9 protein-coding genes and 1 pseudogene are annotated in these 14,817 nt (G+C 59.0%); 2 read left to right on the top strand and 8 right to left on the bottom strand.

The features are described 5' to 3' along the window. Positions 1 to 299 precede the first annotated feature (299 nt). Complete coding sequence (locus ACOQPC_RS03460) at positions 300 to 674, top strand: transposase (RefSeq protein ID WP_420607272.1); 375 nt, start codon at positions 300 to 302, stop codon at positions 672 to 674. Positions 675 to 1,130: 456 nt separating this feature from the next. Here ACOQPC_RS03460 and ACOQPC_RS03455 read toward each other — a convergent pair whose 3' ends face one another. The 5 genes from ACOQPC_RS03455 to ACOQPC_RS03435 form a co-directional block, all read right to left on the bottom strand. Then, positions 1,131 to 3,080 carry a hypothetical protein gene (locus ACOQPC_RS03455; RefSeq protein WP_420607271.1) on the bottom strand — a complete coding sequence of 650 codons (1,950 nt, stop codon included), beginning with the start codon at positions 3,078 to 3,080 and terminating at the stop codon, positions 1,131 to 1,133. After that, positions 3,077 to 5,563: a sensor histidine kinase gene (locus ACOQPC_RS03450; protein WP_420607270.1), complete on the bottom strand. Its 2,487-nt coding sequence runs from the start codon at positions 5,561 to 5,563 to the stop codon at positions 3,077 to 3,079. Before ACOQPC_RS03450 ends, ACOQPC_RS03455 begins: the two co-directional genes overlap by 4 nt. Before the next feature lie 37 nt (positions 5,564 to 5,600). Next, a complete protein-coding gene (locus ACOQPC_RS03445; RefSeq protein WP_420607269.1) occupies positions 5,601 to 6,434 on the bottom strand; it encodes a phosphoadenosine phosphosulfate reductase family protein in 834 nt (277 codons plus the stop codon). After that, entirely contained in the window at positions 6,431 to 9,622 is a 3,192-nt protein-coding gene (locus ACOQPC_RS03440; protein ID WP_420607268.1) for a hypothetical protein, read from the bottom strand. The genes ACOQPC_RS03445 and ACOQPC_RS03440 overlap by 4 nt, the downstream gene beginning before the upstream one ends. A 122-nt stretch (positions 9,623 to 9,744) precedes the next feature. Next, complete coding sequence (locus tag ACOQPC_RS03435) at positions 9,745 to 10,689, bottom strand: DUF4007 family protein (protein WP_420607267.1); 945 nt, start codon at positions 10,687 to 10,689, stop codon at positions 9,745 to 9,747. Positions 10,690 to 10,698: 9 nt separating this feature from the next. Between ACOQPC_RS03435 and ACOQPC_RS03430 the strand changes: the two genes are divergently transcribed. Continuing rightward, positions 10,699 to 11,925, top strand: a complete 1,227-nt coding sequence (locus ACOQPC_RS03430) for a cysteine desulfurase family protein (RefSeq protein ID WP_420607266.1) — start codon at positions 10,699 to 10,701, stop codon at positions 11,923 to 11,925. Positions 11,926 to 12,087: 162 nt separating this feature from the next. Here ACOQPC_RS03430 and ACOQPC_RS03425 read toward each other — a convergent pair whose 3' ends face one another. The 3 genes and pseudogenes from ACOQPC_RS03425 to ACOQPC_RS03415 form a co-directional block, all read right to left on the bottom strand. Continuing rightward, entirely contained in the window at positions 12,088 to 12,381 is a 294-nt protein-coding gene (locus ACOQPC_RS03425; protein WP_420607265.1) for a hypothetical protein, read from the bottom strand. 473 nt (positions 12,382 to 12,854) lie between these two features. Then, positions 12,855 to 13,496: pseudogene (locus ACOQPC_RS03420) on the bottom strand (magnesium chelatase domain-containing protein); the annotation flags it as partial. A gap of 99 nt (positions 13,497 to 13,595) precedes the next feature. After that, on the bottom strand, positions 13,596 to 14,798 hold the full coding sequence (locus tag ACOQPC_RS03415) for an asparaginase (RefSeq protein WP_420607264.1): 1,203 nt from the start codon (positions 14,796 to 14,798) through the stop codon (positions 13,596 to 13,598). Positions 14,799 to 14,817: the final 19 nt, after the last annotated feature.

Below are 14,817 nucleotides of genomic sequence, written 5' to 3'. Positions count from 1 at the left end.
GCGGCGAGCTCAATGAGATTTTCCTGCACGATTGACCTCCAAAAGAGAGGGGTCTGTATACTTTTGAGTATACAATTACAACCCCAAATTAAGTTTGGTCGCCTTTTCGCCCGCCCGCGCCCGTGCTGTTGAAAAATCCGAAGTTCGGCACCGTGGGCTTCCCAACGTCAGAAGTCCTTGGCCACCCAGCCAACCGGCTTCGGAATAAATTTGCTCCTACGACACCCGTCCAGTGCCGTAACAGTTGGAATGCAGTTCCGCTTTTCGCTCATGAGACTACCTCGGCCAGAAGGACGGGTTTGCCAAAGAAGAAAGCACAGGGCTTCGATTACCTGATCGTCGAGTCCACCATCGTCCGGGCGCACAGCATGCCACGGGCAAAAAGGGGGCCTGAAGATCGCGCCATCGGCCGCAGCCGAGGCGGGCTGACCACCAAGCTGCACGTCGCGGTCGACGAACTGGGCAACCCGGTGCGCTTCATTGTCACGCCCGGCCAGGCCGGCGACGTCACCTACGGCCATGCACTCATCGCCGACCTGCCCGCCAGGCATGTCCTCGCCGACAAAGCCTACGATGCCGATCACTTCCGCACCGCGATCGGTCAGGCCGGCGAGGCCGTGATCCCCTCCAGCCGGAGCCGCGCCACACGCGTTGACCATGACGGCGATATCTAAAAGGAGCCCAATCTCGTCGAGCGTTTCTTCAGCAAAGACAAAAACTTCCGACGCATCGGCACGCGCTATGAGCAGACCACAAGAGCCTATCTCTCAATGGTCCAACTCGTCGCCGCCGTCATCTGGCCCCGGTTATTGTCACGGCTCCTAGGCCCAGGACCTATTAAATTCCCACAGGCTTGATAATCTGGTTCGTTGGTAGCTCTGGAGGGGGCAGTGCCATGAGTGATCTGACCGGGTTGTTGAAGGCGCAGTTGCGCCGGACCGAGCCGTATTTCCTTTGTCGCATAGGGTGCCGTAGGTTGATGATCGGCGGATCGTTCACGGGATCATCGTCGTAATCGCTCAGAACCGCAGATCAGCTTGCCCGTGAGGCCGCCAGCTGTTTTGGAGCGCCCAAGCGTATATAAATGCCGAAGAGGCCTTTAAACGGTAATCGCTGACGGCTGCAGATTATTAGGATTTATCAACGTCGACCACGGTAATTTGGAACACCAAGCCGGCCTGCCTCAATTTGCTGCCCAGTTTGACTTTAAAGTCGCAGTCGGTGGCAATCGTGCCGACCTTCTCGAGCTTCGGCTTCTTATGATCTTCGGGTTCCGGCTCGTTATCCTTCAGCAGGTTTGCAGACTGGACCGCCTTCAACGGCTGCCCCGTCCATTGAAACCCTGACCGGAACAGTTTGCGCAGCTGGGACTGCTGTTGAAGTAGAGCGACCTGCGCCTGGCTGCCGGCCGCCAAGCGTTTTACATCGATTTCGAGCAAGGCTGTGCTGAGGTGCGGCTCGCACGCCGAGTCCAAGATCATCACAGTGGCATCAGTATTGCGGGGAACGAGGATGTTGCCTTCAATCTCCATATCGTCGGGCAAATCCAACCTTTCGAGCGTGCTGTCCGACAGTGGATAGAATATCTCGGCCTTGAACCTGAAGGAACGGGGAATGGGTGCGATCTCGCCGACCCGACCCATGTTCGTGAGCAGCTGCTGGCGTAATGCGAGAGCCGACACGTCCCGCAAACGCCGCAGGACAACAGCATCACCGTCCTCGCCGAGCAGAGACTTGGACCGCGCAAGGGTGACGGCCCTGAGATCGCCGAAATCCCATGCGATCTGAAACCGTTCCCCATTCGGCAACGTCAGCACCGGGGTGTTGTCGCCCCTAACCGGCAAGATGCGACTGGTCATACCGATCTCGATCAATCTCCCCGCAACCAGCAAAGCGGTGGTGAGACCTCCCGGCCTTATGAGATCACATTCCGGGGACGCTACGAAAAATACCAGATCGTCGCGTCCCGTAAAGAAACCCCTCGGTTTGATCGCTACTCCTCCGCGCGGGCCGATGATGTCGCCGAACGTTAGCGGCCATATCGCCCCCGTCGCATGCGCACGCCGTTGCGGATTGACGAACAGGGTCCGCTCGATGATCGCATAGGTGTCACGGTCGTTCGAAATCACAAGCGGTGCCGGATCGTCCGCCATGTCGTCGAGTGGAATGGCGGCATCAATGACCTCCACGAACGCTTCGATCTCATATTGTAGAACCCGGTCGAACACGTCGAGCATGTAGCTCGACGTGTTTACACCTTCGAGCCGCAACAGCATCGTGCGTATGTGGGTGAGGTCATCGATATCGATCTTCCTCATCGCCTTTGCTGCCGTCTCCGCAGCCTTCACCGCGCACTCTTCCCAGGTGTCCACGAAGGCCGACAGAGCCTTGCTGTCCTTGCGATGGAGCGACAATGTTACGATCAATCCTTCGACCCTGCCGACCTCGCCCAACTTGGGCTTATGCAGATGTCTGAAAGAGGAGGCATGCAGGTTGGCGTCCTTGCGAAATTCCGGGGCCTGTTCAGCGATCGTCGGAACCTGCGACATAAGGATAATCGCCGGCGGTCCGGCACCATCATCCCGCCTGGCTATTGCCGCTTTCAGTTTGTCTACGGTGAGCTTACGATCGGCATCATTTTGCTGAAGACCAAGAAAAAGATCAATGAGGATCAGATCGGCGGAAACGGCGGCATCTTCGAAGTCGCGGCCGTGCCTTGTAAACGGAATAGCGAGCGACTTCAGCGCTTCTTCGGCGTGGCGCAGGAACTCTGCATCAGTAGCAGCCTTGCGTTCATAGGCTTCGAAGAGACCGTTCAGCAGATCGGCTATATTGACCCGGTGCAGCCAAAGCAGAGCGATAAACTCTTGATCGGAGCGAAGCTCGCCTCGGTCCGCCTCGCCGAATCCTGGGTAGATCGCTTCGATGCGCGCGGCATCGGGCCCTTGCGCATCATAGAAGAAGTTGTCCCAGGCATCTTCCGCCGCCAACTCCCCCACCAAGGGAACCTCGTCATATGCATCATCGACGATGATGGCTTTCGCGATGCCGGCGTTCGCCACGATCTGGGAGTCGCTCAACTGCGGTCTCCGACCACTTGATAGTCAAAAGTAGTGAACCGACCTTCGTCGTTGATGATGTCCGCATCAAGGATAAGCGAACCGCCATTATGTTCGGCCGCCTCTCTCGCAATGAACAAGCCCAATCCCCTACGCCTGCTTTTGTCTTTCAGCGAAAAGAAGAGATCGAAGACACGGTCCTTATATTGCGACGAGATGCCGGGACCGTTGTCACTTAGCCTGACACTCGGAGGGTTGTCCTCGACGATGACTGTCAACTTTGAAGGACGCGACATCTTCCGTTGCTTCTCGACATCCATCCAATACAATGAGTTGGAGATCAGGTTTTCGAGAACCTGCACGACCATACCCTTGACCGCTTGAACGGTGACGGAATTATCGGGCTGCAGCACCTCCAAATCGACTTTGTGGCGAGCGAACTGAACCTCGTGGGCATCGAGTATTTCGGTCACTAACTCGTCGAGCTTAAAGCGTTCTTTGCGCTGCCTGCCGGTCACACTCAAAGGATCGAGGATCCGTAAGCGTTTGGTTATGCTGTTCATCGATGCCCGTAGACCCTCCAGGCGCTGGCGCACTTCTAGCGGGACGGTCTTGCGCTTCAGACCATTCAGAATATCCAGCGCGTCCTCGGCGGAGCGGGTGAGCTCATGCGCAACGACCTCAACCATCAGTCCTATACCGGCCATGGCCAGCATCTGATCGGCGTCCTTCTCCATATCGGCGATGCGGTCACGGGCTTGGGACGCATATCTAGAGAACTCCTCGCGCATCATCTCGAGTTCCGCGACCACATCCTGATGCTCTTCGGGAACCACCCTGCTTATAGAACGAATCGTGGCCTTCATGCGCTTCTCAAGATCCTGCGTGCGGGTCTCATCGGTTACAAAGCGAGGTTTGGCGTCTTTCTGCTCCTTAGTGATGCGGTTCATCTCGTCCCTCAGCCGTTCGACCGAGAACTGGATGGTCTCCTTCAGAATGGCTTCTTCGGGGGTCTGGCGTAGACCCTCGCGGTTCGTCTGATCGATCAGCTTGGGATTGGCCACGCGGCCGATCTGCGCCTGACCAATCAGTTGAATGCGGTTCAGGGCATAACCCTTCGATTTTAACGCGGTCTTGTCGAGGTCGAGCCAATCGTCATCCTCCGCGCCGTAGGGGTAAACTCTGAACCCATCACGGTAGAGACGGACACCCATCCATTGGTCCAACAAATTGCGCAACGCTTGGTATTCGCCAGTAGACTTGTGCTTGCGCAGTATGGAACGGTTAAACCAATACAGTTCAAACTTGAAAGAGCCAACGGTGTCGAGTGCGGTGTAATCTAGGTCGCGCTTGTTCATTCGCTTGCGCTTGGCCTTGGGGCCTACCAGCGCTCCAAGCAGGACATCGGTTGGCGCGGTCTCAATGCTGACTTCCCTGGGATGCTCGAAACCCAAGTTAATAAGTTCCATGCGCAATTCCAGTTGCGGCCCATCAGGCTTCATTTTGTAATCACCGCGAACGAAAGCGTTAGCGTGCGAGAGGAAGCTCTCGTCCAAGCGCTGGATGGGCACACGCTTGCCGTTCCAAACAACGACAATGCGCTGGTTCTTGTCCTTGTCCAAGGGATTAACCAGTAGGGAGAAATCATCCGTCGCTAACCACTCGACCCGTTTCTCGGACCAATCGGCATTGAGCCTGCGAATGACAATGTCTGTCCCACTTGACACAGGATCGTCCTTCTCATCTCCCAATTTGGGTTCGATCTCGACATCTTCGATCATCTTCGTGATGTCGTCGAATGCGGACCAATCGATGTCGATCGTGCTGTAATGCGTGTCGCCTGTCTGCGAAGTGCGGACCGACAAGGTGTCCCCCAACCGCATCGCCGAAAGCCGGCCGATCCCTTTCTCGCCCAGAAAAGGAGATTCCTCACTTCCGGTTGCAAGTGCCGCATCGATTTCGGTCTTGCGTGACGTCGTTCCGATGACGAGGAAAACGGTGTCCAACTGTTCTAGCGACATTCCCGATCCGGTGTCGGACACCGTGATAGAGTTCATTCCATCGACCTCGTGCAGAGCCGCTGCGAGTGCCTCCAGATCGGCTGCCTTGCAAATTAGATCATGAGCCGTCGGCCACAGCGCCTCGGCTTCGGTAATCAGCTTGTTGGCAACACGGTCACGCAGTTCCTCGAACGACTCCTCTTCGTCCTCGAGTCCGACATTCTCGTCATCCCCGACATGGCCGTCATCCTCATCAGAACCGTCCGTCTTAGGTTCGCCGTAATCCTCTTCGTTAGCTACCTGCGCCAGTCTCATCGCGGAGGCAATCTCCGCTTTGGCTTCCTCGAGATCGCGGCGAGCGAGCACGATGTCGAACTCGACGGTGACACCCGACTTGGAGCCCGCATCGATGCCGTTTTTTATCAACTCGTAGAAAGCTATCGGATCGGAGCTAATCAGTTCCGATCCCAACTCGAGCACTGTTCTCGCAGTCACCTTGAACATCGTCGCCCCTCCAAAACAGCAATCCCCACAGGGTTCCTCATTTGTGGCAAGTCAGACACGCCTTAGCGGGGCCTGCGTAAACATCATCCAAATCCCTGGGCTCGTCCGGTCGCAACGGATTGGCCCGCAAGCGCCCACGTGCCCGTTCGACCCGCTTCTCGTGATCCCGCCTTATCTGTTCACGGCGCTCCGGCATCTCGAGTTCGAGGAGGGATTCTCCCTGGCTCCAAGTGAACGGCGAGCCATGATCCATCGCGGTTTTCTCATAGGACTTGGCTTCCTCAAAAGCCTCGGGATGATGCTCGCGCAACCTCACCCATTCAATTTTCTGCTGGAAAAAGCAGAAAGTGCAGCCGCTGCGGCTTCGCCATTTGTAATAGTCGGGCAGACCCAGACCGGAGCCTTCGAGAATATCGATGACACCGGCCTTGTCTATGGCCGCGTCCTTGAAGGGCAAGCGAACCATCAACCTGTCCTTTGTCGATTGGTATCCCTCCCGATACTCCTCGTCGCTCCTTATCGCGACATAGGACACGACAGTTTCGCCGGCATCCAGAAAACCGCGCACCCATTCCTCGAACGGGCGCAACTTCAACTGCCTCGTGCACCAGCGCGACTGCGCCGAGGGCAGGTAACTCTTGTAACTTTTGAGCCAGAAGTCGAAATCGCGATCGGGATTCAGACGACGAACCGGCTTACCGAGATACCCCTCAAGCCGCACCAGATATTCGTAGACCTCGGGCAGCTCTTTGCCTGTATCGGTAAAAAAATAATCGATCTCGATCTCAGGATGCCGCTGCCGCATGAATATCGCCAGCGCGGCGCTATCCTTACCGCCCGAAAGGCCCAGAACATGACGGTCCGCAGTCATACCGGCTCCTCTTGAAACAAGGGCTTGAGAAGCGGCTCATCATCCGATCCGAAATATCTGGATGCCACCTTGACGAGCGCCGCAAGAATTACTCCACGTTCCCCCTCCTCAACTACGCCGCCGCCATTGCCGATGGTCTCGTCGAGCGCCTGTGCCAACCGGTCAACCTTGCCAATGTCTTGGTCCGAGACCTGAAATTCGCTGAACAAAGAGCGCGGCATGTCCACCCTGCTCATGACAACCGCCATGGCGTGCCTACCGTCCTTGCGCCCCTTCACACGGGCCATCGTCTCCATTTTCAGAAAGCCAGCTGCGAGTTCGGCCAGTCCAACGACCGCGCGCTCCCGGTCACCGTCGTTCCAGTCCGATGGCAGCTTGTTGCCAGCGACACCGGCAAGACCCTCCATGTCCTCCCTCGTGCCATGGAACTGCGTAAGCCGGCCCACGAACGCTTCTAGACGCAAGTCGCCTCCGATGTGCCGAATGTTGTCCGCGCGCTGCCGAAGTTCGGCGATACCGCCATTGGCAGGGTCACGCACGTCGAGTTCCTTCAGAACCAACTCCTTCAGGTCTTCGAGAACCGCGGGATACGCAGCCCGCATCTCCGCGAGAGCGTTCCGCAGCATCAATGCGGTCCGTTGCGCATCGAAAACGCCATCCTGCGAGGGTGGTCCGAGCCGCGGTAGGTCATCGAAAAGAAGTTTGTTGGGATCGCTAGCGCGTTTCAGGATCTCACGCACTTTAAGAGTAAGGGGGGACAGGGTCTGGGTGCGGCTCGTCCAAGGCACGAGATTGTCAAACTGCCCTACGATCTCCCGAGCGACGACCAGTGGCGCAGCCACGCCCTCGATACCTAACAACTGCGAGAGCTCCCGCAGAGTCGCACCAACGACCCCGGTCATATCGACTTTGCGAAGTGCGATATCAGCTGGGTTCCGGGCGAGGATTTCCACATCCAACTCGCTGAAGCCGGCTTGGAACTTCCCTTCGCTATAGACCGCGACGCTCTCGCGACGGGATAGCAGATAAGCAACGAAGAACACCGGCCCCAGACCTGCCTTCAAACCGATAGGTGGACGGCCCCAGGCAGCAATGATCGCATTACCTTCCACAATCCCGTCGGTCGCGGCGAGCAGCTTATCCGCCTCGTCCCACAATGGACGCATTAACCCATCTGGGGCAGGAGGCGTGAAACCGCCATCGCCGTGGATCCCGGTCCTCTCAAGGAGGGAGATATAGAGCCCGCGTTCTGCAGGATGGTTAGCACCGGTGAACCCGAGACCCGCGTCCGAACTGCGCTGCGTCATCCGCTTAAGTAGCTTCGTGCGGGCGCTCACAGCGTTCGAGGAAGGCTCGGAACAATTCAGGAGCTCATTGAGTATCAGCGGGCTGCTTGGATAAATACCTTCGGCGAGCCGTGAAAGATGTTCGTTCAGAAGCCGTTTCGTCAATCTTGCAGGTTTTACCCCACCGGTGAACCACTCGCATTCATCGACGAGCGCGGCCAGCTTCATCTCGAGCCTTTGCCGAATCTGGGCAATGCGCGCGTCGATTTCCCTACGTGCGACTGGATCGCCGCGGAGCTGCGGAAATTGGTCGTTGAACGTGCCGAACGCGACAAGCTCCCTGATCAACTGCACGATCTCGCCGGCATCGGGGTGGTATCCCACGACCAAGGGATACCCATCGGCCTCCAGCACCGCGCGGCAACATATCCCAGCCGCTTCATCCTCTCGCTCTCCGTCAAGGGGCAGTGCGAAAGCGACTTTGCCGAGCAAGTCCTGCCTCTCGGGGGGGGGCTCGAGTTCGCGAAGCTTGGAAAGCGGTTCTATCGACGTCTCGAACCAGCGCATGGCACCGGTCTTACCGTGATGGCGCTTGGCCAGTATCGGCTGCAGATCGGCCAATGCACGCAACTCGCCAAGATCGACGATCGGCGAGCGAGCGAGGGCCTCGTCCATCGCGGCCTCGACATCGAAATCCGAACCGGCATAAAGCCTGTAGAGGCCGCTGTGTTTGCGAAAGACCACCTCGCTATGTCGCTCAAGCACCTCAAGGGCGCGCATCACCTTCGGCGCCTCTTGTTCGTGCAGGCACAGGGCGATCGTTGAAGGGCTCGCCGCCAGGCTCGACCGATCCTTCAACAATTCGAGTATGCCTACGACCTTGAGCACAGCGAGTTCCATCTCGTCGGCTCCGCGAGCCGCGGCCCGATCGACGGCGTCGTGTGCCAAGGCCCATCGGCGTCCATCGGGAGAGGACAGGATCGCGGCATCGAAGTTGGCCACGAGGTAGTTCCACAGCAGGTGCGGCGGATAGACCAAGAATTCGCCTCCGCTGCTTAGCGCATCCTGCAGGCCGAATGGTTCGGAAGAGTTGAGGAAGGAAAAGACGCTGCGCTGGTTCTGTCCGAAACGGCGTTTCGAGAGCGGACCCAGCAGGCATGCGGTGAACGGGTGCAATGGATAGGTCCGGGCGAGCTTGCGCGCCATTCCCTTCACGGCGTCTTTGTCCAGGGCAGGACGCAGTTCATCGACGCATCGCCGCGCCAACGGCATGGCCTTCCTAACGCCGCGAACAGGTCCGATAGCTTCCGCGATCAGCTCGACCGTCTCCTCCAAGGAAACCGATATCGGGATATCGACATAGCGCCCCTGTATTTTGGCCCAGGAGTCCCTGGCCTTGCGGCCAAGGCGCTCCGCGTAATCCCCGAAGGACTGATGAAGAATCCCTATGACTATCAACCGGCCGTCGCTCCGCGAAGCCAGCTCGGCAAGATCCTGCAAAAGGTCAAGATCGCCATCACCGTCGGCGGCGGCTTCCAATGCGCGACCTAGTTCGTCCAGCATCAATACGACAGGTCCATCGCGCACCCGGCGTCGAAGGGCTTCGAGGAAATCCGCATTTAGCGAGCCGACGGGCAATTCCACCAATTCGGAGAGCTGATCCGCGATGGAACGACGCTCCATCACCAAAGGGAGAACGGTCCAGCGAGCGGGGAACGAGGGAAGGTTGGAGCGAAGCGAACCGACGACCTCTTCCCCGAAGACGGCCTCGGCCTTCGCACGGGCACCGCCGGTAGGGCCGAAGAGGCAGGAAAACGCGAGCGCGAGACTCGACTTTCCGCCGCCATAAGGTCCCGTCCAGGTGAAGGCCGACTGCCGCGTCTCGCCGACATGCGCGGCCATAGAGAATAGAGCCAGCCGGAAAGATTCAGGACAGTGGAAACCCTCTACCGCCCTGGCGGTGCCGAAATCGGCATCTAGACGCGCGGATCGCCGGAAACGCGCTGCAAGGGACACTTCCACGGTCATACTGCGGCACGCAAGGCGTGGGTCTTTAACGTTTCACGCAATTCCTCCCACCGGCGCTCATCAGACCTGCGACCGCGTCTGATCACCTGCCTCAACCCGACGGTCTCCGACCAATTCAGATCGCCGCCCGTCACATTCTCCAGGCGCTCGAGCCGATCAACGAGATCGTGCTCATCGAGCAAAAAGACCCTTCCCGGCGAGCCTTCGCCATAGGCGAGGCTCTCGAATGACATGGTGGATTGCGTATCCGAAAAGCCGTTCCAAAACTCCTCAAGGCACCACGCGAAAACGGCATCAGGCAAGGTGGGCTTCCTGCCAGTCGCGAGCTTGGAGCGGGCCTTGTCGATAGGAAGAATCAGACCAAGTTCCGCTAAAATCGAGTCGCCATTGGAATTCGCGCCACGACCGCCAATAAAACTCCTCACCAGACATTGAACGTCTCGATCGACGGTCGATTCCGCAACCCGGGCCCACCCGCAGTCATCCGCAAGCCTCGTGAGATTAAGAACGATGTCCTTCCTGAGGAAGCTGCCGCCCCTATAATGATTGAACAGCCAATAGAACGACGTGAGCCGAGGCCGCGACGCCAAATGCCAATGGATAAGCCATAAGGAGAAGTCCTCTTCCAAATGGAGATCGATGCCTTCATCGCCGAATAGCATCTCGCCAAACCAAGAGACAGCCAAACCGTCTTCCGTGTCATCGAGAATTCCCGTCGCGGTCGCCCAATACCGCATCGATCCGATCATGTTTCGGCCAACGCCGAAATTAGCGATCGAGACCGGATCACGGAACACATGAACGGCCGCCCTCGAATCCGTGGAACGGCGCACAGCATGGAATGCCTTCTGCAGCCAACCATATCTTAGGGGGAACGTCTCGTGCCCGGAAAAACACGGACGGTATCTACCATCCCTTAATACAGCTGCCGTCAAACTCATCTCCTGGGGATGTCATCCAGTCTCATAAGCGCTATAGCGAGTGCTGGACGTTGCGTCCAGCAGAGAGGTTATATGCAGCAGAGAGGTTCTATGCGCGTTGGAGACACAATCTATCTCGATTATCAAGCTTCAACTCCGCCCGATCCGCGAGTTTGGGCCGCTATGGCGGAGGCCGCCGCGACCTTGTTCGCCAATCCGCACGCGGCAGATCATGCACTAGGGTGGCGTGCAAGCGCGGCCATATCTCGGGCATCCATGCAGATCGGAGGCCTTTTCGGTCTCGACGGTGAGGACGTGCTCTTCACATCTGGAGCTAGCGAAGCAAACGCGATCGCGCTGCGTTCCTTAATGACAGGCGGCGCCCTCCCGCCTCGTCCAAACATAATAGTTGGCGCAGGCGATCACCTATCGACCTTGAACGAAGTTTCGAGCGGCGGGGTCGAGACACGCATTGTCCCGCTCAATACTTATGGCGCTCCCGACCCTGATTCCTTGGCGGGCATGATAGATACATCGACCACATTGGTTTCGGTGATCGGAGTCAACAACGAGAACGGCGCCGTGAGCGATCTGACGGCAATCTCGAGGGCTTGTTCCGCGAACGGGGTCGCATTGCATGTCGATCTGTCCCAAGCACCCTTGGCGATTGACGTCGACATGATCGGCGTCGGCATCAGTCTCGCGACGATATCAGCCCACAAAATTTATGGGCCTAAGGGCGTCGGGGCGTTGCTGATCAGTCCCGGAATGGCAGGTGCATTGACGCCCTTGATCAGGGGTGCCGGACAACAGGGCGGTCTGCGCGGCGGGACATTGCCTACGGAACTCATCGTGGGTTTCGGCGAGGCCTGTGCCATCCTCGTCGAAAGCGGTCAGAACGAACGGCGCGATGTGGCGGCGACCAGAGATCATTTCGTCGCGAGACTACTAGCGGAAACCGGCGCTTCTAGGATCGGCGGCAAAGGCGAATGCCACTCCGGCAATGCATTGATTCGCTTTCCCGGTTGCGATGCAGCAGAGTTGCTCGCGAGGTCGCAACCCTTCATCGCCGCTTCCACCCAATCGGCATGTTCGTCGGGAAGTCTCGAGCCATCGCACGTCCTGTCCGCCATGGGGCATGACCGACGATCCGCTTCGGAATGCGCGCGCTTCAGCTTCGGACGTTTCTCCGACAACGGGCAGTCTGATGACGCCGTAAAGATATTAAAATATGCTTTGAATGCGATATGCGAATAATGGGCGCATTCGGGTCAGCTATTTTTCACTCGTTCTGGAGATATTCGCTCTTGCGAAGCCGGGCAAGGCCACCGCTCGCACCGATGAAGCCAAGTAGCTTCCTTCGCTTCATCTTCTTCCTATTTCCCTCTACAAAGCTCTCTTGCTTTGCTTTTTCGTTTATTAGTGCTTCCAAATATCAGTGATGCACCCGCTGCCTACCCCGAACACCCAGATTTCAGAGATGGGATCCCCTTGGATACTTACCTTCAAAACAACTACATTGCTGCCATCACTTAATTGGCCAACAACGGTCCGATAATCAGCGCTAGGATTTTCGTTAACTAACCGAAGGAATTCATCCGCACCGACCTCCTTTTCCTCAGTCATATCTCGAATGATTGCTTGCGGATCTAGCAGTGGTGCGGCGACCATGTCATCGCCTTGATTCAAGGCACTTATGAACTTCTTCGCCACACTTAAATGACCTGGCTCGCTGCTAGAGCCAGGCACCGTTGTGCATGATGCTGCTGCCGCCAAGAGTAATATCGATATCACACGAGCCTCCTAGTTCTAATTCGTTGGAGATTATGTCAAAATATCATGATTTGAAACGCCCATGAATTCCCGCTGGTTCGCCCGAAGGTCCGGCCCTGCCCCGTTCCGGCAATACAATGCGACTTACTAGCAACCGTTGGCCAAAGCGGCGCAGCGTTCAGGATGAAAGGCGCAGAATTTTTCGGCTCTTAGGTCGGGGTTGCATGGCAGCTCAGCCGTTATTTCGAACAAGTCGGCGCGATGGCAACTTCCTTCGCAAACGGTCTTATACCTGGGATGAATATGCCGGCTGCAAAAGCGGCAAATCCGCTTTCGGCTCAGCTTTGACCGGCCCTGCGTTGAGCGAGCACTCCATCCATAGCGATTAATCATTGAAGTGTAGATAGATCAAAAATGAGCAGGTTGTGCCCACCCGCCGCGGCAATCTCCAGCGCGCGTTTGGCGGTTTCCTGGCCCTTGACCTGTTTGAGGTCCGGCCCGGCGCGGCGCGGCGTCGCTTCGCCGGGCCTCGGCGGGGTCAGCACGGACGTGCCGTTCAGATGGTTGAGCAGCGCCAGCAGATCGGGCGCGGCGAGCAGGTTCAGCTCCCCCGCCCACGCCGCTTCCGCCCCCTGCGAGGCCGGGCAGATCAGCCCGCGGTCGGTCTCCGAGGCGTGGAGCGCGGCGAGCAGCACGCCGGGCGACGGCGCGACGCGGCCGTCGAGGCCGAGCTCGCCGACCACGACATACTCGCTCAGCGTCTCGGCATCGGCCACGCCCATCGCGCCGAGCAGGGCGAGCGCGATCGGCAGATCGTAATGCGAGCCCTCCTTGGGCAGGTCGGCGGGCGAGAGGTTGACGGTGATGCGCTTGGGCGGCAGCGACAGCCCGATCGCGGTCAGCGCGCTATGCACCCGCTCGCGGCTCTCGGCGACGGCCTTGTCGGGCAGGCCGACCACGGTGAAGCGCGGCAGGCCCGGCGCGATCTGGCACTGGACCTCGACCGAACGGGCCTCGAGCCCGAGATAGGCGGTCGTGGCGACGGTGGCGACGATGTGCGAGCCTCCCCCCAGAAGCGCGGCGTCCGGAGCGGGCGCCGTGATGCGATAGTGTCGCGGCAGGGCGGCGAAGACAAGCGGCGATTTGACAGGCCCTCAGCGCAAGGGAGCGACGGTCACCTCGCCGCAGAGATCGCGCTGGAACAGGCGCTCGACATCCGCGCGCGTCCAACCCTCGTGATCGGCCGCGGCGAGCAGGATCATGAGCTTGGCGAGCGCGGCCACCGGCGTCATGTCGGCGGCGCAGATCGCGCCGATTTTCGGCAGCCAGGCCCCCGCGGCATAGGCGCTGCTGCCCACGCGCCCGGCGATCACCTGCGTGCTGTCGACGATCGTCACCCCGCCCCGGCGGGCCGCTTCGAGCGCGCGGTAGATCGCGCCGTCCGCCGGCCGGTCCGGATTGCCCGAGGGGAAATTGCCCTCGCCATAGGATCGCAGGACGAGGCCCCTGATCCCGGTGCCGACGCAGGCGTCGATCAGCCGCGCGATCCGCGCGCCGCCGCCCACGTCATAGGCGGCGGGGAACGCGCTGAACGGCATCACCGGCCAGTCGTCGATCGCTCCGGCGATCGCGTCGAGACGAGCCTTCGCGGCAGCGCGCACGGCCGGTTCGGCAAGGCTGACCGCATTGCTAACCGGCCCCGGCAGTATGAGATCGCGGTCCAGATCGAGCGCGATGCCATAAGTGCCGAGCGGTTCGAAATTGGGCGAATCGAACGCGCAGAAATCGCTGGCATTGACCTTCAGCGCGCGGTTGCCGCGAAACAGCCGCGCGTCGAAATAGACGCACACCTCCGGCACAGCCTGCCGCGCGCAGGCGACCGCGCCGCACAGATTCTGGAAGGCGTCGGTGTTGAAGCGCAGCGTGTCCGGGCTCCCGCGCCGGTACATCGGCACCTGACTGCCGGTGACGATCACCGGCTTGGACAGTGCGGCCTTGGGCGTCCCTTGAGCGTCGAACGCGTTCAGCAGGAAGGGCAAGGCCGATGCGGTGAAGTCCATCGAATCGGTGCCGTGAAGCAGCACGAACCCGTCGAAGCGCTCGTAATTGTCCAGGATATAGCGCGCGATCAGGCACCAGTCGCGCGGCTGGAGATTGGTGCTGTCGAGCGTGCCCGTCGCCGACTCGGGAAAGGCGAGCCCGGTCTCCCAGCTCGGTTCCAGCTCGGGGAACATCGCGAGCAATATGGGATCGAGCAGGCGGCGAGAATTGGCGGCGAAATCCGCAGCGCTCATCGGCGCCAGCGGATCGCCGACGCAGCCGACCGTGCCGCCGGTGTTGATGACGCAGATCTTCATGGCGGGCTTTGGATCGACC

Source organism: Novosphingopyxis sp., from assembly GCF_965218915.1.
Taxonomy (GTDB): domain Bacteria; phylum Pseudomonadota; class Alphaproteobacteria; order Sphingomonadales; family Sphingomonadaceae; genus Novosphingopyxis.
This window is presented reverse-complemented; position numbering and strand designations above follow the sequence as displayed.